This window comes from Moorena producens 3L (assembly GCF_000211815.1).
In the GTDB taxonomy this organism is placed as follows: domain Bacteria; phylum Cyanobacteriota; class Cyanobacteriia; order Cyanobacteriales; family Coleofasciculaceae; genus Moorena; species Moorena producens.
In genome coordinates this window covers 58,429-77,331 of record NZ_GL890965.1, presented here as the reverse complement: position 1 = coordinate 77,331, position 18,903 = coordinate 58,429, and the positions used below count along the sequence as shown (strand labels likewise).

Below are 18,903 nucleotides of genomic sequence, written 5' to 3'. Positions count from 1 at the left end.
GTAAATGGTAAATGGTAAACTAAAAAGAGTCAGTATTTTAATTAACAGCGAAGTCCAAGAAATGGAAAATAAGACGCTCTCAAATCAGCAGAGACTAATTGTAAACCTTGAAGAGAATGCAATGGACTCTCTCGTGCATGGTGTTGAGCATCATCTTTATGGAAGAAGGAAAACAGATTGGAAGTATGTAATTCTGCATACTTTCCACGCTGTTGAACTTTTTCTAAAAGCTAGATTGGCTAAATATAATGAGTCATTAATTTATCAAAATCGTAAAAATGGTTACACAATAGGCTCTGATCAAGCTATAGATCTCTTGGTTAATGAAGCCAAGGTAGAATTGTCCCAGTATGCAGAAGTTCAGAAATCAGGAAAATACGAAGGGAAATATAAGCTAGGTGGTGCATTAGATGATTTGCGAAAGGCTAGAAATTCAATCGAACACAAAGAAATTGCTCTCGACTCGGATAAAGTTAAAAAGTTTTTGGGTACTGCTTTTGTTTTTTTAGATAGGTTTGTGTCTGAAGAATTGGATTTGAGTCTGAAAACTGAACTAGATAAGCTTGATGAAGTCCGTGTAGATGAACTTTCTGAGGATGGAGTCGATATTGGCAACCTTGAAAGTCAAAGTACCTATCGAACTTTGTCTATGGCGTGTTTATTCTATATTCAGCACATGAAGAAAGAAGGAATACCAGTTTCAAATCCAAAAGAAAAATGGTATTATCACTACTTTACATGTGAAATTTGTGACAAGGAAGCAGTTGCTGTTCCTGACCCAACTGCAAAATACTCTAGAGTTGCTCATTGCTTTAACTGCCTGGCAGAATACACAATTAACTATTGTTTTAGATGCGAACAGCCATACATTTCCTTTTTGCACGAGTGGGAAAAAGACATTGACGATTCTAGGTATCCTAGTTGGGTAAATTCAGTAGATGATGTCGATTTGTGTTGTGAATTGTGTAGCGATTGGATTGATGAGCAGTAATAATGTTGGTAGTGATAAACATGTAGTGATGGCCTAATCAAGCCGACAAACATTGATTATAATTTATCACTACCTCCTAACCTTCTCGATTCTTAGATTGCTCAGAATAGTTAAATTACCCAGTTTTCATGAAATACGCGAAAACAGAAAAGTCTGGCTAATTTGGGCAATGTTTTCTGTACTCTACCTGATCCCAACACAAGATAACACAATACTTAAGTGCAACCCAATACCGTTGCCGTCATTCCAACAGTGGCGCTAAGGCGGACACAAGACTTATTTGTAACAAACAAAAAGTGATTCTATTTCTGTTAATGGGTCTTATCAGACCTTGAATATTTTCGGTATTAGCAATGTCTGCGTTCCTATCATGGGAACTAGGTACTATAACAGGTTAATCTATAAGTCAACTTGGTTCCATTCCTGTTCCCCTCCATATAAACCTTTCTGATTTGGGAGGATGGGGTATTCTTTTCCCCTGGCCGTAGGCCACGCTACGCGAACAAACTACCCTATTCTATAGAACTGTACCTCTGCCGACTCTCTCAATAATTTTTTACAAAACTTTTAAAAATATGCTATAATGTTAATTTTTTTGTGTTACAATGAAACCGTGGACAATAAAATCCACGGGAAGAGCCAGCCTGACGTACTTGCAAGGGCGAAGGCTGGCTCTGGCTACCCCTTAAAGTAAAGGAGATAACTTCATATTATGTCGCATCGTCCAAGCCTATATCCATGGGTCATGGTTCGCCTATTACCACCGATGCCACCAGTCGTTTTCGCTCGCTTCCCCAACTGTTATGATGCCAAAGGTTATTCGCAGACCCTGAAACAGCTCCTGATGCGAAGTTTCTAATTATTTTCGATATACCCCTCTTCTGTCAAACTCGGGTCAAACCCTGATTTTTCCTAGGCTGAAATGACGCCAATTCGTTCGATTGTCCCAAAATGACAGAAGAGGGATAATATAGCACTACGCATTAAGGTGTTTGACATTGTCTTGATGCAGTCGCTCATGGGGGAAACCCCCTGTTCCCTTGCTGCATCGCTCCTAAACTCCGAAACTTAGTCATAGCTTACTTTTGACTTCTGACTTCTGACTTCTGACTTCTGACTTCTGACTTCTGACTTCTAACTTCTGACTTCTGACTTCTGACTTCTGACTAGGAAACAATGGGGACAAAGGAAAAATTTTGGTTTTATCATACTCAATTGAATACGGCGCTTTGCATAACTATCAAGTACACTGAATTTTATCCCTATTCCCTCTTAATCCTAAAGCTAGTCAGGAGTGGCTCAACCGTCTTGAACAAATTTCAGAGCAACAGATAAATTCAACTTTACAGGCATTTCCAGATTGTCGTATCTCAAAAGAAGCATCTGACTTTGCTAAGAAAATTTTGCTCACCAACAAAAAAAGACTGCTCTGTCTATTAAATTTATGAGTATCACTTCCCTAAAAACTTTATTTTTAGCTTGGCAAGATCATGAAAGTCGATCGTGGCACCCGGTGGGTCGATTGACATTTAATGGAAAAATTTACACCTTTGTTTATATAGAAGGTGCAAAGGAAGCGCAAAAAAAATTTGGGTTTGAGCCTCTAATGTCTTTCCCAGAGTGGAATAAGACCTATCGTTCGACGGAGTTGTTTGCGTTTTTTGCCAACCGAGTTATGTCACCCTCGCGTCCAGATTACCAAAAGCATCTAGACCGGCTCAACTTATCAGCCCAGAGTTTTGATTTGATGGAATTTTTAGCAAGGAGCGAAGGAAATCGACAAACAGATAATTTTAAAGTTTTCCCTTCTCCAAACCTCGACAGTGACGGTAAATACCACCTTTGTTTTCTAGTACATGGTTTGCGTCATTTACCAGAGTGTTCTATGGACCGCATAAAACAGCTACAAGTTGGTGATCCGTTGTGGTTATGTCACGAGTTTCATAATTCTTATGACAATAAGGCTTTAGTGTTAACCACAGCAGATCATTATCACCTAGGGTATTGTCCCCGCTACTTGTCACAGGATCTACTTGATATTTTAAGGCATGATCCAGGTTTAGTAGAAGTAAAAGTAGCAAAGGTAAATTTACCTCCTTCTCCGCTCAAGTCTCGGTTATTGTGTGAGATGACTTATTCAGGTTTCGAGGGATATGAGCCCTATGCTCACAAGACCTATCAGCCGTTAACTAAGGAAAAAGAACAGTCGAAAAACTTGGTTTGCCCGATGTAAGTAATACTCCTTAAGTATACTGCGTTCCTATGATCGCGTAGCGGGTCCGAAGCATCACCCCAACCACTACCTAAGTAATAGTTGGGGATTTTTTATGTTAAGCTATTGGTAGTTAACAAGTAACAATACCAAATCCGGAGTATTTACTTGCCATCATTGACCTCCTTGACTAACTTAGTAATCGCTTCGATTACTGTTTTCGTGAAAAAAGCTAGGGCAATAACTAAAGCAACCGCAGTTCCACCTCGTACAAGAGGAAGTACTGGAAGACCAGTACCTGAAGATGTATCTGGATTTAACACAGCAGTTGAAGTACCTAAAAGCTGATTAGCTTCAAGGTTGTTGGAATCGAAGTTCTGGGATGGTAACATGAGAAATCAAAAGTAGTTAAGTTTAGGGAGAAAGTCATACATGCAGAATATGCTGTAACCTTGACTTGCTCCCTTTAGTTTTTATAAACCCACTAACTCGTGCATGGCAAGTGTGAAAATATTCAAAACCAGAATAATTGACTAAGTTTTTTTTGGATGAATGCAGCTGCAGAGGTTTAGACTAAAGCTGTTTTTGAAATAGGAAAAATGGCTCTTCCGTACTTGTTATGCTAAGCAGGTGCACAAAATTAATTACACATTTTAAAATAATCAAAACCTTGCCGGGTAAGGGTTATAGAGATTTTAAGTAGGTAATTAATTCTGTGTAGGTGCTTAAATAAACACTTTTGCAAAGGGAGCAGGGAGCAGGGAGCAGGGAGTAGTGGGAAGAGGCGGTATTCAGAAAATTTTGTTAGTTAAATAGCCTCAGAACCCTTTTAGAGTAAGCTTTATAAGTTTTTTAACTGGAAATTTAGCATAAAAGGTACTGAAGAACCGAAAAAATTTAGATATATCAAGAATCCCTGACTTTTAGTATCCTGTTTCCATCCCCCTTCAACACTTTTATAGCGTTTATAGGACTCATGAGGTAAACATTATTTTTTACCTCTTCCCTCCTCCCTGCTCCCTGCTCAATGCTACCTGCTCCCTAAAAACCAGAAATTTGTACCTCACAAGTCGTAGAATTACTATAGCTTTTTCGCTGTTTCTGACTCTTCCTAATTGTCAAAAACCTACCCTTTTTAGGATGGGGAGATGGGGGAGATTTTTATTAAGGGTAATTATCCTAACATGATATAAAACTGTACCTCTGCCGACTCTCTCAATAATTTTTTACAAAACTTTTCAAAATATGCTATAATATGCAATTTTTTATGTTACAATCAAACCGTGGACAATAAAATCCACGGGAAGAGCCAGCCTGACGTACTTGCAAGGGCGAAGGCTGGCTCTGGCTACCCCTTAAAGTAAAGGAGATAACTTCATATTATGTCGTATCGTCCAAGCCTATACCCATGGGTCATGGTTCGCCTATTACCACCGATGCCACCAGTCGTTTTCGCTCGGTTCCCCAACTGTTATGATGCCAAAGGTTATTTGCAGACCCTGAAACAGCTGGTGCCTAATGCTAAGTTTCTAATTATTTTCGATATAAGTGTGCCGATGGAGCCAGAGGAATAGGGAGTGTTGCAAGGGTGGGAAGGGTGGGGAGATCGGGAGTCAGAGGATATCTGAAAAGTTTTTTGATACTAAATTTTGCNCCNCNCNCGCGACGACGACGTACGTACGTACGTACGTACGTACGTAACGTACGTACGTACGTACGTACGTACGTACGTACGTACGTACGTACGTAGTACGTACGTACGTACGTACGTACGTACGTACGTACGTACGTACGTACGTACGTACGTACGTACGTACGTACGTACGTACGTACGTACGTACGTACGTACGTACGTACGTACGTACGTACGTACGTACGTACGTACGGTACGTACGGTACGGTTACGTTACGTTTACGTTTACGTTTACGTTTACGTTACGTTACGTTACGTTACGTTACGGTTACGGTTTACGGTTTACGGTTTACGGTTTACGGTTACGGTTACGGTTTACGGTTACGGTTACGGTTACCGTTACCGTTACGTTACCGTACGTTACGTTACGTTACGTTACGTTACCGTTACCGTTACCGTTACCGTTACCGTTACCGTTACGTTACGTTACGTTACGTTACGTTACGTTACGTACGTACGTACGTACGTACGTACGTACTACTACTACTACTACTACTACTACTACTATACGTAGTAGTACGTAGTACGTACTACGTACGTACGTTACGTTACGTACGTACTACTACGTACTACTACGTACTACGTACTACTACTACTACTACTACGTACTACGTAACGTAACGTACGTAACGTAACGTAACGTAACGTAACGTAACGTACGTACGTACGTACGTACGTACGTAGTACGTACGTACGTACGTACGTACGTACGTACGTACGTACGTACGTACGTACGTACGTACGTACGTACGTACGTACGTACGTACGTACGTACGTACGTACGTACGTACGTAGTAGTAGTAGTAGAGAGAGNGNGNGNNCTTATATGTAGCAAATGAGACTTCTCAGACAACCTCTCAGATCCCTAGAAATGCGATTGGCCGTAGGCCACGCTACGCGATCGCATCCTGAGTATTGGGAGTGCGATCTTTTTTTTGCCTTACTTTCTCTGGCAAATTGGGTGTCGGTGATTGCGACTCCCATGCCACCCATGCTGTCCTTTTCAAAAGTCTTCCCTAGTCCCATTAGACTCAGATCTTGAGCAGATAACAACGTACTATAATACCCACAATACTTTTGATGGATTTGAGATGGCATTGAACTCTTCTACTTCCAGTTCGCCCAATACAGATAATTGGCAAACATCCTTAAATAAAGAAGAATTCTACACTTGGCATAATTACCGTTGTGCCTATGAAGTCTATACCCCAACAGATGAAAGTGCTAAGACGAAAACTCCTCTACTATTAGTCCATCCTATCGGTGTTGGACTATCACGCTTTTTTTGGCATCGCTTTTGCCAGGAGTGGTTGAACACTGGCCATGGTCATCTAATTTATAATCCCGACTTGCTAGGATGTGGCGAAAGCGAAATGCCCCCTCTTGCTTACTACCCGATCGATTGGGCTGACCAGTTACAATATTTTTTAACAACTGTAGTCAAAAAACCGGTGATTCTGCTAGTGCAAGGGGCTTTATTACCTGTGGCACTTACCTTGATCCAAAAGCAAACTGAACCAAATTATATTCAAGGGTTAGTACTCTCAGGTCCTCCGTCTTGGTCTCTGATGACAGCAGAAACTCAATACTGGCAGCAGCGAGTTGCTTGGAATCTCCTCGAATCTCCTTTAGGTAGTGCCTTCTTTCGTTATGCTCGTCGCCGTCAATTCCTACAAAAGTTTTCGAAAGATAAACTGTTTGCTGAGAGTTCTATAGTAGATAACCAATGGTTAGATAATCTCCAAAAGGGAGCAATTAATCCAGCTAGCCGCTACGCAGTTTTTTCTTTTTTAGCTGGCTTTTGGCGACAAAACTATCAACAAGCGATCGCTAATACTTCTCAACCTACCCTAGTAGTAGTAGGAGAGCAAGCTTCAAGTATTAGTAAGCTGGGAAAATCTGAAACACCAGAAGACCGACTAGCTCAGTATATCAAGCATCTTCCTCAAAGTGAAGGTCGTAAAATTCCTGGTCGTAATGTTTTGCCTTATGAGTCAACCTATGAGTTTGTAAAAGTTGTCGGAGATGCTATTTCTAGGTTTGAGTAGTAGTATATAGCAAGTCTTATACCCATGAGGTACAAAGTTATGGTTTTTAGGGAGCAGGGACTTCGGAGCAGGGAAGAGGGAAGAGGGAAGAGGGAAGAGGTAAAAAATAATGTGTACCTCATAGCTAAGAGAAACGCTATAAATGCAAAGTAACTGTACCGATTAACCCAGGATGTGAGTTACTGGATGTCCAACTAGCATTAGACCTTTACCAATGTTAATCAACAAAGACCAGTGCATCGCACCCATTTGGATGCGATTACTTGGGGTGCATCTCATATTTGTAAAAAAGTTGCGTAGGGTGCGTTAGGGGGGCCTCATTTTCTGCCTCGTAGCCAGGGTTTGGATAGCCCGCCCCGTAACGCACCACGGTGTCAAACAGCAAAAATGAGATGCACCCATCACTTGTTTCATAGTCTCAATAGTATCAAACGTAGAAGAGCAAATGCTTACCGCTGATTGTATCATTCAGATGTCTGGATATCGCCTAGGTCAGGACGAGAAAGAGTTTTTCTTTTGTGATTTACCATTCATTTACCAAGAAGTGAAAGGAGAGTTTCCCGTTCACTCTGGGATGGGGGATGATAAATACCATCGCTCTCAAAAGCAGCGAAAGAAGATCAAGAAAGCAAGGAAGAAAGGGAAAAAGCGGCGGGCTGCTGTTCTAGCTAACCTATATGATGTAGATTTTTTTGACGCTTATCGCGATCAATTGTTCGGAATGATTGGAGTACTAGAAGAGCGAACGCTACTAGCGGCCATACCCTTAGAAGAGTTGAGCGAAGACGAAGAGGAAGCAATAGATATCCTTACTGAAAAGGAGGAAGAATTATCAGATAGGTATGATGAGTTTCGCAATGCTATTGTACCTGACGGGGCGCTGGGGGGGTGACATGCCAGCTGAAATTATTACCCAGTAAGGAGTTCAGGCCATAATTGACTTCAGGTGCGCTTACAGTCGTCGAATTAAATTCGCCACGGGTCGCACCTGAAATATACATTCTGTTTTGGGCTGACTTTGGACTATGTTATAAGGGTTTTAGCTTCCATAAAATTAATTAAGGGTTAATTTGGGACTGTATCTTCCATGAGCCCATTGGCATCAAAGCCTTATAGAGTAAGTTTTTTGGGGCTCATGTCATATCATGTCCGGATAATTAGTTATAAAACACCATTACTCTTAAAACCTTACTCCTTTACTTCTGCCTTCTGCCATTCCCCTCCTGGGAGGGGTTAGGGGTGGGTACCCTCTGCCTTGCTTTGGCCAAAGTGTAAGTATTCAACCGGAAATTATATCACCCCCTCAGCTGCCTGGCACCAATAAAAATGGGTCAGACCACGAATAAAGTCGCAGTGCTTGAGTAAAACACAACAGCGAAAATTACCTGCTCCAACTATTCAATATTCTCAAAGGTGCGGTTGACAATTGGTTAATCATGGAATTGCCATAGTCTTCCGGCTGGCTGCAACTGTTGGGGAGTAGGAAAGAGCCACTGGACGCTCTAGCACCCGACTGATCGAATCAGCTACCTTGCCTCTATTCCATTTAATTGTTAGTTTGGCTTAGTAAGTATTTAAGAACCAACATTTCAAAACTAAAAGGTGAATAACATGAAAACCTGGGTAAGGCGTCTAAGTACAATTATTTGTACTATAACCCTAGCCTTTACTTTAATGGCTAAACCAGCTCAAGCTTATTCCGATATAGCCCTGGTAAGACAAGCTCCAGGTTGGGGTAGTATACCTGTGGCTTTTGCCGAAGGTGATGGTAGCTTTAATGTTACCAATGCCGGAATTAGCAACTTTATTGATAAGTGGGCACCCACAGGTGGAGTTAAGGTTTTAACTGGCGACTTTAACGGGGATAGTCGCACCGATATCGCCCTGGTAAGACAAGCTCCAGGTTGGGGTAGTATACCTGTGGCTTTTGCCGAAGGTGATGGTAGCTTTAATGTTACCAATGCCGGAATTAGCAACTTTATTGATAAGTGGGCACCCACAGGTGGAGTTAAGGTTTTAACTGGCGACTTTAACGGGGATAGTCGCACCGATATCGCCCTGGTACGACAAGCTCCAGGTTGGGGTAGTATACCTGTGGCTTTTTCCAATGGTGATGGCAGCTTTAATGTTACCAATGCCGGAATTAGCAACTTTATTGATAAGTGGGCACCCACAGGTGGAGTTAAGGTTTTAACTGGTGACTTTAACGGCAATGGTCGCACTGATATAGCCCTGGTACGACAAGCTCCAGGTTGGGGTAGTATACCTGTGGCTTTTTCCAATGGTGATGGCAGCTTTAATGTTACCAATGCCGGAATTAGCAACTTTATTGATCAGTGGGCACCCACAGGTGGAGTTAAGGTTTTAACTGGCGACTTTAACGGCAATGGTCGCACTGATATAGCCCTGGTACGACAAGCTCCAGGTTGGGGTAGTATACCTGTGGCTTTTTCCAATGGTGATGGCAGCTTTAATGTTACCAATGTCGGAATTGGCAACTTTATTAATCAGTGGGCACCAGCAGGTGGAGTTAAGGTGATAACTGGTGACTTTAACGGCAATGGTCGCACTGATATCGCCCTGGTACGACAAGCTCCAGGTTGGGGTAGTATACCTGTGGCTTTTTCCAATGGTGATGGCAGCTTTAATGTTACCAATGCCGGAATTAGCAACTTTATTGATAAGTGGGCACCCACAGGTGGAGTTAAGGTGATAACTGGCAACTTTAACTGCGATGGTCGCACTGATATAGCCCTGGTACGACAAGCTCCAGGTTGGGGTAGTATACCTGTGGCTTTTTCCAATGGTGATGGCAGCTTTAATGTTACCAATGCCGGAATTAGCAACTTTATTAATCAGTGGGCACCAGCAGGTGGAGTTAAGGTGATAACTGGTGACTTTGGTGTTCGTTCATTGCAGTACATTTGTGACCAACGTGACCAACAAAAAAGGGTACAGAATTGTCAAAGTTGAGCTTGTTGCACCTGATCAAGCATTGGTAATGCACCTGAGTTGTGATGGCGTTGGTCTCCCACTCCAGCAACTCCAAAATTGTTGTAGCGGTTAGCGATGACCCGAATCCACCGCCAGGAATAGCCAGTCACCTCGGCTACTTCTGGCGGTTGTTTTAGCTTTGGCCATTAAGAGTATTTGCTAATGGCGCAAGCCCCACCGGGTCTTTGTCACGCGCGTTAATGAAGTACTTAGTGGCATTCATCCCGATTATCCCCCTTCGGTTAAGCAAAACGCCTATCAACACACAATTGAAGCGGTTATGGAGGCGATTATAAAAAAATCGGTTAACTTCCCCCCTAAATGGAAAGTACCTGATGGTTTCACAGATGCAAGAGATTTGTTTGTTGGCTACTTGTTGCTAGATGCGTGGATTGGTAATGGTGATCGTCATCATGAAAATTGGGGGTTTGTACGTCCTAAGACATCTCAAACAGGTATTTATCTAGCTCCCACTAAAGCCTCTGAAAACATTTGAACTTTTTGAATACCTTAATACTCACTATCCTAAAGCTATTCAGGAGTGGCTCAACCGTCTTGAGCAAATTTCAGAGCAACAGATAAATTCAACTTTACAGGCATTTCCAGATTTTCGGATCTCAAAAGAAGCATCTGACTTTGCTAAGAAAATTTTGCTCACCAACAAAAAAAGACTGCTTTGTCTATTAAATTTATGAGTATCACTTCCCTAAAAACTTTATTTTTAGCTTGGCAAGATCATGAAAGTCGATCGTGGAACCCAGTGGGTCGATTGACATTTAATGGAAAAAATTACACTTTTGTTTATATAGAAGGTGCAAAGGAAGCGCAAAAAAAATTTGGGTTTGAGCCTCTAATGTCTTTCCCAGAGTGGGATAAGACCTATCGTTCGACGGAGTTGTTTGCGTTTTTTGCCAACCGAGTTATGTCACCCTCGCGTCCAGATTACCAAAAGCATCTAGACCGGCTCAAGTTATCAGCCGAGAGTGTTGATGTGATGGAATTTTTAGGAAGGAGCGAAGGAAATCGACAAACAGATAATTTTCAAGTTTTCCCTTATCCAGACCTCGACAGTGACGGGAAATACCACCTTTGTTTTCTAGTACATGGTTTGCGTCACTTACCAGAGTGTTCTATGGAGCGCATAAAACAGCTACAAGTCGGTGATCCTTTGTGGTTATGTCACGAGTTTCATAATTCTTATGACAATAAGGCTTTAGCTTTAACCACAAAAGATCATTATCACCTAGGGTATTGTCCCCGCTACTTGTCACAGGATCTACTTGATATTTTAAGGCATGATCCAGGTTTAGTAGAAGTGAAAGTAGCAAAGGTAAATTGTAAGCATTCAGCTATCAGCTATCAGCTATCAGCTATCAGCTATCAGCTATCAGCTATCAGCTATCAGCTATCAGCTATCAGCTATCAGCTATCAGCTATCAGCTATCAGCTATCAGCTAAAGGCTTATGGCTTATGGCTTATGGCCACACTACTGTTCGCGTAGCGAATGGCTGACGGCTGACGGCTGACGGCTGACTGCTGAATGCTTACGGTAAATTTACCTCCTTCTCCGCTCAAGTCTCGGTTATTGTGTAAGATGACTTATTCAGGTTTTGAGGGATATGAGCCCTATGCTCACAAGACCTATCAGCCGTTAACTAAGGAAAAAGAAAAGTCGAAAAACTTGGTTTGCCCGATGTAAATAATACTCCTTCAAAGAAGCGCGATCGCATTACCCCTTCTACCGTCCAGATATTAGGCGTTTTTGATTTCATACGAATAAAACCTCACCCCCTAAAACCTTTCTCCAGTGGGTTTTCCCAGTGATCGGGGGAAACTAGAAGCGATGCTCCTTTGGACCCGCCTTTACACGGGGGTAATTACCAGTGATCAGAAGTTCAGTTCTGAGAATTAATTACCACATGGCGTCGAAAAATGCAACTCCCTATGATAAAACAGCTCGCAATTTTCATCGGAGCCATTCATCTCGCCGCTTCCGTCATCTGGCTTAACTGACGACATGCCCTAGATATTTCTTTCGACTCGGAGCAAGAAAATATCTAAGTTAGGTTATTATTGGCGAGTTATAATCGCCAATAAGTTTCCCCTTTTTTCCAAAATGGGATGCTCCCGTCAAGGTCAGTGTAGGATATAGTGACTTTGTTCGATGATTTTTATATCCTCATCTTTGCCTTTATTGCTCTGTACTGTAATTCTTAGGCCTGGTTTACCTATACTGAGGGCTACTTTGCCTGTATTGAGGGGGATGCTTAGATCTTGTCCTAATACCTTTGGTATTCCACATTGTATTGTTGTTAGCCCTTGGGGGATGAGTGGCATTCCTCCCAGGGTGGCATTGATTGTGTAAAGTTGATCGGCACATCCATCTTCGCTCGTTATGGTTATGCTGGAATTTGAAAAGAAATCTATGCTACTTACTGGGGGATTAAAACCTCTATCGACATATTCGTATTTACCGTTCTCCAGGTGTAACGAACTCACCGGAATTAGGGGTCGGGAGGAGTCGCCCGGAATTAGGGATCCGGAGAAGTCGCCCTCTACCGCACACCCTTCGGTGAATAGCAGTAACATACCCAGGATAAACGCTGCTACTATTTGTTTTGCTTGGCCGATTCTATTCGTCATTTCTTTTTGCTCTCTTTTTGGTTATCAAACAATATCTGACTGACGGCATTCTCATTTACCAATGCGGGCTCCACGGTTTTCCTCTGTGCTATCGGTTCTAAGAATGCGAACGTGCAAGAGCGTGGGTGGCACGGATATCCCATCACTATCAATTGCTACTGGGAGGTAGACGCCCCCATGTTGGATGGGGTTTGCATCCCGGATCGGTTTTTTGGGTTGGGTCTTCCTTCGGTTTTCTCTGGAGCTATTGATTGCTTATCAACAAAGTGATTGCCCTCCTGAATGATCAACCGGCTGAATTTAACACGGATCACAATCACAAGTCAACTATTTATCTGTAAGACCGCGCTGCATCGCTTTTGGAATTAGGCAAAAATTCCCGCGAAAATTCCCACACTTCCCACACTCCCCGCGCCCAGGCCCCACACTCCCCTTCTTTTTTACAAATATGAGATGCACCAATATATTGCCATTAGAGCCGAAATCCTCAATAGATAATCCGCTACTTTGCGTTGTTTATAACATTGTTTTTAAGACTGGTAACTGGGTTTACCGGGACAAATAAATTCATCAGAGAAACTGGGTATTATCGGAGCTTGAATATTTTCGGTATTAGCAATGTCTGCATTCCTATCATGGGAACTAAGTACTATAACAGACAAATTTATAAGTCAACTTGGTTCCATTCCTGTTCCCCTCCATCTAAACGCTTCTGATTTTGGAGGATGGGGTATTCTTTCCCTGGCCGTAGGCCACGCTACCCGAACAAACTTCCCAATTCGATCAAACTGTACCTCTGCCGACTCTTTCAATAATTTGTTACAAAAGTTTTTAAAATATGCTATAATATGCAGATTTTTATGTTACAATGAAACCGTGGACATTCAAATCCACGGGAAGAGCCAGCCTGACGTACTTGCAAGGGCGAAGGCTGGCTCTGGGTACCCCTTAAAGTAAAGGAGATAACTTCATATTATGTCCGATAGTCCAAGCCTATACCCATGGGTCATGATTAGGCTATTACCACCGATGCCACCAGTCGTTTTCGCTCGGTTCCGCAACTGTTATGATGCCAAAGGTTATTTGCAGACCCTGAAACAGCTGGTGCCTGATGCTAAGTTTCTAATAGTTTTCGATATAAGTGTGCCGATTGAGCAAGAGGAATGACTAATCACAAAAAGGGAAAAATTTACATCGTAGGTGCTGGTCCAGGAGATGTTAACTACTTAACCGTAAGGGGGCAACAACTGCTGACTCAAGCTCAAGTGTTGGTCTATGATGCTCTCGTAGATTCCCTTTTATTGCAACTGGTGCCCTGTGATTGTCAACTGTTCCATGTAGGGAAACGGGGTGGACGCCCTTCTACACCCCAAGCTAGGATTAACCAACTACTAGTAGACCAATGCCGACAAGGCAAGCAAGTCGTAAGGCTAAAAAGTGGTGACCCGTTTATTTTCGGGCGCTCTAGCTCAGAAATTCAGGCATTGATTGCTGCTGAGTGTCAGTTTGAAGTGATACCAGGCATTTCCTCAGCCCTAGCCGCTCCCTTACTAGCCGGAATTCCTTTAACAGATTCAGTTTTGAGCAAATGCTTTGCCGTTGTCACTGCTCATCAGCCAGAGCAACTAGATTGGGAAGCACTAGCAAGAATTGACACCTTGGCGATTTTAATGGGAGGGCGTCATCTAGCAGAAATTGTCCAACAGCTGCAACGCTATGGGCGATCGCATCAGACTCCCATTGCTCTGATTCGGAATGGTGGACGCCCCCAGCAACAGGTTTGGCTGGGTACTTTAAGCACTATTGTAAACCAAACCCTTGGTATCTCCCTCTCTCCTGTGGTAATTGTAGTTGGTGAAGTAGTGGGGTTAAGGGCATCTATGGGATTAGCTGATCAAGACCAGTCGCAGAGTGAAGGTTATCAAGACAAGGTTCAAGGGGCAACGGCAACTACTAAGGCGCTTACTGGAAAAACTGTCTTAGTTACCCGTTCCGCTAGTCAATCCCAAAAATTTAACCAGCTCCTGGCACAACAAGGAGCGACTATTATCGAAATGCCCACCTTGGTGATTACGCCTCCTTCCAGTTGGGCTGGATTAGATTATGCGATCGCTAATCTCGCTAACTTCGATTGGTTGATTCTCACCTCTAGCAATGGGGTCGATTACTTTTTTAAACGATTACTGGATAATGGCAAAGATGCCCGTGCCTTAGTCGGGATTAAGATTGCTGTGGTGGGTAAGAAAACTGCCGCGAGTCTGAAACAACACAATTTACAACCGGACTTTATCCCACCAAACTTTGTGGCTGATTCTTTGGTGGAACATTTTCCAGAGTCTTTAACTAACAAACAAGTGCTTTTCCCCCGAGTGGAAACCGGTGGGCGAGAAGTATTAGTAAAAGAACTAACGGAAAAAGGTGCTCAAGTAGTAGAAGTTGCTGCCTATGAGTCTGGTTGTCCAGATTACATGGCTCCTGCTATTTTAGATGCTTGGCAACAGAGAGCAATAGATATTGTTACCTTTGCTAGTTCTAAAACCGTCAAGAATTTTTACAAACTTCTCAAACAAGCTTTTAACTCTTCCACGGAAACTAACCAAGCCTACTCTAGTGCCGACGGCGAACAATCTCCACCCTTAAAAACTCTCCATTCCCTTTTAGACAATGTCTGTATCGCTTCGATTGGTCCCCAAACATCCGAAAGCTGTCGCCAGTTGCTAGGCAGGGTAGATGTAGAAGCAGTTGAATATACTTTAGAAGGTTTAACTGAGGCGATTGTGGCATGGGAGACTGGGAGAGGGGGAAAGACAGAAAAGCAGAGATAATGTGATTTCATGGAATCCCACAACTCACAACAAGCCAAAATCGAGACCCCAAGAATTAAATTAGATCAAGTCTGGGGGGGCGACAACTCGCCCAAAAAGCAACAGGTGCGCTTGACCTTGGCGAATTTAATTCGCCAAGGTCAAGCGCACCTCTATAGCGTTTCTAATAGCTATGAGGTACACAAGATTTTTTCACTATTGCCTATTGCCTATTGCCTCTTGCCTATTGCCTTTCCCTAAGGGATTTTATTAACAACTCCAAATTATACATAACCTACTAACACCCTCAACACTCAAAGGTTGCTAACCCCAAATAGCGAACTCCTGACGGGGTAATTTCAAAGCGACAAGGCAACACTTCCAAACCCTTGCTAACTGCTTCCCTTAAGAGTTTACCATAGTCTGGGTCATAGTTATCACCAGGATAAAAGTGCAAACAATCAGCACGATTAATAAAATAAAGCATCACCGCTCGTGCTTCGGGAAGTACTGCCATCAGTTCTTGCAAATGTTTTTGTCCACGAGTAGTAACTGTATCAGGAAATAAAGCACGATTCTCTTCAGCTAAGGTAGCACTTTTAACTTCTAAATAAATCGGACGATCTGAGCCAGTCAGTAAAAAATCTACGCGGCTTTTCCTTTCTTTTCCGTAACGCACCTCAGGGCGGATTTCGCTGTAGCTGTCGGCTAATTCTGGAATCACTTTTTGTTCCAACGCTAACTTAATCACTCGATTAGGTAAAGCCGTATTAACCCCTACCCAAGTTGGTTCATTGTCCTTGACCTGAATCATTTCCCAAGTGTATGGTAACTTCCGCTTTGGGTTATCACTATGGGACACTTGTACAGCAGAGCCAATGGTTGATACTCCGATCATTGGGCCAGTGTTGGCGCAGTGAGCAGTAATAATTTCCCCTGATGGCAGTTCAATATCCGCAAGAAAGCGTTTGTAGCGTTTGAGTAAAGTTCCAGCTTTTAGGGGTGGGTAGGAGTAAATCAAGTTATTGTCATTAGTCATGTTAAAATTGTGGATTGGTTAATTGTAAAGATGTCAGCTGTCAGCCGTCAGCTGTCAGCCGTCAGCTGTCAGCCGTCAGCTGTCAGCCGTCAGCTGAAAATAAACTTCAAAAGGGAGAATTTAATATAGCGTTTATCGCAGTTATGAGGTAGAATTATCAACCTCAAAGTCGCCCTTATTAAGGGGGATTTAGGGGGATCAATTTGTACCTTATGGGATATAGAATTGCTATAGTTCCAGATTAATGAGAATTGAAAGTCTAGGGATTTACCCATCAGCTGATAGCTGATAGCTGATAGCTGAATGCTTACGTAAAGATATCAAGGACGTTGGATAATCTTTTCGATAACCCGCCGCTTGGCTTTGGTGTCGATACCAATTAGGCGCACATACTCACCCTTATGCTCCCCTAAGCGTTCTGTCAAAGCTGCGATCGCTTCCGATACATTGTTTTCTGGTAATGGATTCCCACTTTTCCAAGCATTATTCTTAACGCGACGCTCATTGCCGTATTCTAGGGTTAGGCGGTAACCTTGAGCCAAAAGCTCTCCAATCTGCTCTTGGGTTTCTAGATCTAATCCTAGATCTAAGGGCTTTTTGCTACCGTTGTGCTGTCCTATCTGACATTGATTTAACCCGTTGGCGACCTTAGGGCTAGTTGACTCACTGATGACTGGATTGGATAGAGGTGCCTTGTGGTTTGCTTGAGGTTGGTCAGGGGTTGGGATATGAGAATTACTATTTGTATTAGTATTTGTATTACTTGCTGGGCTCGTCAGGGAGGGGACTTGATTGTACTCCCTAGCTAGTCCGCTGAGCTCCAACCGTTGCTGCTCAGCTTTAATCAGTTCTCCAAACTCAATTAAGCGGGAGATGCTAAAGTTTGGTGTTTCAAATTTGGGCGGTCCTTGCTTACTGTTGACTACACGAGAAGAAACTCGGTCTATACCAATATCATAAATAAACTTACGGATTTGTTCATCGTAAATACGCGATCGCAAAGCACTGAAGAAATCAATCGCTTGATTGTCGAAGGTATCAATCAGTTGTTCAATCTCCCCGCTAGAGAGTCCATCTCCGTGAAAGATACCACTAACAATACCAATCCGGTCTTCTCGGTTGGGCTCCCAGTAGAATTTGCTCATCCGACCATCCCGAGTCAAGGGCGCATACAGAGTAGAAAAATCATTACCAGTGACAATAATCGGTACTCGGTGGATCGGTTGTGAGTCATAACTCCCTGGAAGTTGGACATTGGTAGGATTATCAGCAATGTTCATCAAAGTCCCATGCACCAGCTGGGTATTTACCGTATATTGGGTTCGTTCATCGAACCGTCCCGCCCCAGCATCCAAGTCATTAATCATCAGCACACACATCTTACCCTTGACTCGGATCATTTCAGCCGTTTCTCGGTAGCGCAAGCGGATCAGACGGGCTGGATCCCCAGCATCTGGGCTTTCTAGCTCACCAGAAGACATATGAACCGCTTCAATTCCCATGCGCTCGAACACAAGCTCACACTGAAAGGACTTACCCTCCCCCTTCCGTCCATGAATTCCCAAAATTAGAGGCACACGGACATGGGGTATGTCAAGGAAGTTTTTAGTGATGTGAACTGCCAGTTTATCGATAAACCGGGGAGAAATGTAATAGTGCTGGGACATACAAACAGGTGCTATGGTAAGAATCTCGTCAAATCCGGCAATTTTTCAGCCTATTGGAAATACTATTACAGTTTGTTGAAGGTTTAATCGGGTTAATCGGGTTGAAGGTTGAAGGTTGAAGGTTGAAGGTTAGCTGGTTGAAGGTTGAAGGTTATTTGGTTGAAGGTTGAAGGTTATTTGGTTGAAGGTTATTTGGTTGAAGGTTGAAGGTTATTTGGTTGAAGGTTGGCTGGTTGAACGCGATCGCGTGGCCTTTTGGCCAAGGTTGGCTGGTTGAACGCGATCGCGTGGCCTTTTGGCCAAGGTTGGCTGGTTGAACGCGATCGCGTGGCCTTTTGGCCAAGGTTGGCTGGTTGAACGCGATCGCATGGCCTATTGGCCAAGGTTATTTAGTTGTTCGCCTTTGGCGTTCGGTGTAGGGTAGGTTATGTGGTTGTTTGCCTTTGGCCTCTGAAGTAGGGTAGGTTTAAAGTTGACAGCGAACAGCCAACATTCAAGCATCAACCCAATTAACCCTTCAACCAGCCAACCCAATTAACCCTTCAACCAGCCAACCATCAAGCCGATTAACCCTTCAACCAGCCAACCATCAAGCCGATTAACCCTTCAACCTTCAACCTTGGCCAAAAGGCCACGCGATCGCGTTCAACCTTTAACTCGATTAACCCGATTAAACCTTCAACCTTCAACATTCAACCTTCAACCTTCAACATTCAACCTTCAACCAGCCAACCTTCAACAAACAGTACTCAAATTGGCGTATTGGCACAATTGAGACTATTGGTTGGGCTAGGATATCCCTAAATAAGCA

At 43.0% G+C, this 18,903-nt stretch carries 21 protein-coding genes; 15 read left to right on the top strand and 6 right to left on the bottom strand.

What is annotated here, in order from left to right; all coding sequences use genetic code 11:
- Positions 1 to 4 precede the first annotated feature (4 nt).
- Together LYNGBM3L_RS26740 and LYNGBM3L_RS26735 are read left to right on the top strand one after the other, a co-directional pair.
- On the top strand, positions 5 to 991 hold the full coding sequence (locus LYNGBM3L_RS26740; RefSeq protein ID WP_008188777.1) for a hypothetical protein: 987 nt from the start codon (positions 5 to 7) through the stop codon (positions 989 to 991).
- Between the two features lie 1,444 nt (positions 992 to 2,435).
- Positions 2,436 to 3,224: an HIRAN domain-containing protein gene (locus tag LYNGBM3L_RS26735; RefSeq protein ID WP_008188775.1), complete on the top strand. Its 789-nt coding sequence runs from the start codon at positions 2,436 to 2,438 to the stop codon at positions 3,222 to 3,224.
- 143 nt (positions 3,225 to 3,367) lie between these two features.
- Here LYNGBM3L_RS26735 and LYNGBM3L_RS26730 read toward each other — a convergent pair whose 3' ends face one another.
- Positions 3,368 to 3,595 (bottom strand): hypothetical protein, encoded by a 228-nt coding sequence (locus tag LYNGBM3L_RS26730; protein ID WP_008188774.1) that lies wholly within the window; start codon positions 3,593 to 3,595, stop codon positions 3,368 to 3,370.
- Between the two features lie 990 nt (positions 3,596 to 4,585).
- Here LYNGBM3L_RS26730 and LYNGBM3L_RS46150 point away from each other — a divergent pair.
- From LYNGBM3L_RS46150 to LYNGBM3L_RS26710, 6 genes are all read left to right on the top strand, one after another.
- Positions 4,586 to 4,777, top strand: coding sequence for a hypothetical protein (locus tag LYNGBM3L_RS46150; RefSeq protein ID WP_044494964.1), 192 nt, complete (start codon positions 4,586 to 4,588; stop codon positions 4,775 to 4,777).
- A gap of 954 nt (positions 4,778 to 5,731) precedes the next feature.
- Complete coding sequence (locus LYNGBM3L_RS41830) at positions 5,732 to 5,938, top strand: hypothetical protein (RefSeq protein WP_131827073.1); 207 nt, start codon at positions 5,732 to 5,734, stop codon at positions 5,936 to 5,938.
- Positions 5,939 to 5,987: 49 nt separating this feature from the next.
- Positions 5,988 to 6,944, top strand: coding sequence for an alpha/beta fold hydrolase (locus tag LYNGBM3L_RS26720; RefSeq protein WP_008188772.1), 957 nt, complete (start codon positions 5,988 to 5,990; stop codon positions 6,942 to 6,944).
- A 24-nt stretch (positions 6,945 to 6,968) separates the two neighbouring features.
- Positions 6,969 to 7,097, top strand: coding sequence for a hypothetical protein (locus tag LYNGBM3L_RS49030; RefSeq protein ID WP_008188771.1), 129 nt, complete (start codon positions 6,969 to 6,971; stop codon positions 7,095 to 7,097).
- Between the two features lie 292 nt (positions 7,098 to 7,389).
- Positions 7,390 to 7,836 carry a hypothetical protein gene (locus LYNGBM3L_RS26715; RefSeq protein ID WP_008188770.1) on the top strand — a complete coding sequence of 149 codons (447 nt, stop codon included), beginning with the start codon at positions 7,390 to 7,392 and terminating at the stop codon, positions 7,834 to 7,836.
- A 719-nt stretch (positions 7,837 to 8,555) separates the two neighbouring features.
- Positions 8,556 to 9,917: an FG-GAP repeat domain-containing protein gene (locus LYNGBM3L_RS26710; RefSeq protein ID WP_008188769.1), complete on the top strand. Its 1,362-nt coding sequence runs from the start codon at positions 8,556 to 8,558 to the stop codon at positions 9,915 to 9,917.
- On the opposite strand, the gene LYNGBM3L_RS44395 is transcribed toward LYNGBM3L_RS26710, so the two are convergent.
- Positions 9,908 to 10,048: a hypothetical protein gene (locus tag LYNGBM3L_RS44395; protein WP_008188768.1), complete on the bottom strand. Its 141-nt coding sequence runs from the start codon at positions 10,046 to 10,048 to the stop codon at positions 9,908 to 9,910. The two genes, LYNGBM3L_RS26710 and LYNGBM3L_RS44395, sit on opposite strands and share 10 nt — an antisense overlap.
- Before the next feature lie 170 nt (positions 10,049 to 10,218).
- Between LYNGBM3L_RS44395 and LYNGBM3L_RS41825 the strand changes: the two genes are divergently transcribed.
- On the top strand, positions 10,219 to 10,434 hold the full coding sequence (locus LYNGBM3L_RS41825; RefSeq protein WP_008188767.1) for a hypothetical protein: 216 nt from the start codon (positions 10,219 to 10,221) through the stop codon (positions 10,432 to 10,434).
- Between the two features lie 195 nt (positions 10,435 to 10,629).
- Positions 10,630 to 11,451: an HIRAN domain-containing protein gene (locus LYNGBM3L_RS46145; RefSeq protein WP_008188765.1), complete on the top strand. Its 822-nt coding sequence runs from the start codon at positions 10,630 to 10,632 to the stop codon at positions 11,449 to 11,451.
- Positions 11,452 to 12,075: 624 nt separating this feature from the next.
- Here the strand turns inward: LYNGBM3L_RS46145 and LYNGBM3L_RS26690 are convergent.
- Positions 12,076 to 12,582, bottom strand: coding sequence for a hypothetical protein (locus LYNGBM3L_RS26690; protein ID WP_008188763.1), 507 nt, complete (start codon positions 12,580 to 12,582; stop codon positions 12,076 to 12,078).
- A 975-nt stretch (positions 12,583 to 13,557) separates the two neighbouring features.
- Here LYNGBM3L_RS26690 and LYNGBM3L_RS46140 point away from each other — a divergent pair.
- From LYNGBM3L_RS46140 to LYNGBM3L_RS26670, 3 genes are read left to right on the top strand one after another with little or no spacing between them, the layout of a single operon-like run.
- Positions 13,558 to 13,749 (top strand): hypothetical protein, encoded by a 192-nt coding sequence (locus LYNGBM3L_RS46140; RefSeq protein ID WP_044494960.1) that lies wholly within the window; start codon positions 13,558 to 13,560, stop codon positions 13,747 to 13,749.
- Complete coding sequence (cobA, locus tag LYNGBM3L_RS26675; RefSeq protein ID WP_008188745.1) at positions 13,746 to 15,407, top strand: uroporphyrinogen-III C-methyltransferase; 1,662 nt, start codon at positions 13,746 to 13,748, stop codon at positions 15,405 to 15,407. Before LYNGBM3L_RS46140 ends, cobA begins: the two co-directional genes overlap by 4 nt.
- A 9-nt stretch (positions 15,408 to 15,416) precedes the next feature.
- Positions 15,417 to 15,647 (top strand): hypothetical protein, encoded by a 231-nt coding sequence (locus LYNGBM3L_RS26670; protein WP_008188743.1) that lies wholly within the window; start codon positions 15,417 to 15,419, stop codon positions 15,645 to 15,647.
- 46 nt (positions 15,648 to 15,693) lie between these two features.
- On the opposite strand, the gene sfsA is transcribed toward LYNGBM3L_RS26670, so the two are convergent.
- Positions 15,694 to 16,425, bottom strand: coding sequence for a DNA/RNA nuclease SfsA (sfsA, locus tag LYNGBM3L_RS26665; RefSeq protein ID WP_008188741.1), 732 nt, complete (start codon positions 16,423 to 16,425; stop codon positions 15,694 to 15,696).
- 14 nt (positions 16,426 to 16,439) lie between these two features.
- Here sfsA and LYNGBM3L_RS44390 point away from each other — a divergent pair, with 14 nt between their 5' ends.
- Positions 16,440 to 16,577: a hypothetical protein gene (locus LYNGBM3L_RS44390; RefSeq protein ID WP_154659929.1), complete on the top strand. Its 138-nt coding sequence runs from the start codon at positions 16,440 to 16,442 to the stop codon at positions 16,575 to 16,577.
- 168 nt (positions 16,578 to 16,745) lie between these two features.
- Here LYNGBM3L_RS44390 and LYNGBM3L_RS26660 read toward each other — a convergent pair whose 3' ends face one another.
- Positions 16,746 to 18,092 (bottom strand): RuBisCO small subunit-like domain-containing protein, encoded by a 1,347-nt coding sequence (locus LYNGBM3L_RS26660; protein ID WP_008188739.1) that lies wholly within the window; start codon positions 18,090 to 18,092, stop codon positions 16,746 to 16,748.
- Positions 18,093 to 18,280: 188 nt separating this feature from the next.
- A complete protein-coding gene (locus tag LYNGBM3L_RS44385) occupies positions 18,281 to 18,475 on the bottom strand; it encodes a hypothetical protein (RefSeq protein WP_154659928.1) in 195 nt (64 codons plus the stop codon).
- A 236-nt stretch (positions 18,476 to 18,711) separates the two neighbouring features.
- Here LYNGBM3L_RS44385 and LYNGBM3L_RS44380 point away from each other — a divergent pair, with 236 nt between their 5' ends.
- A complete protein-coding gene (locus tag LYNGBM3L_RS44380; protein ID WP_154659927.1) occupies positions 18,712 to 18,867 on the top strand; it encodes a hypothetical protein in 156 nt (51 codons plus the stop codon).
- Positions 18,868 to 18,903: the final 36 nt, after the last annotated feature.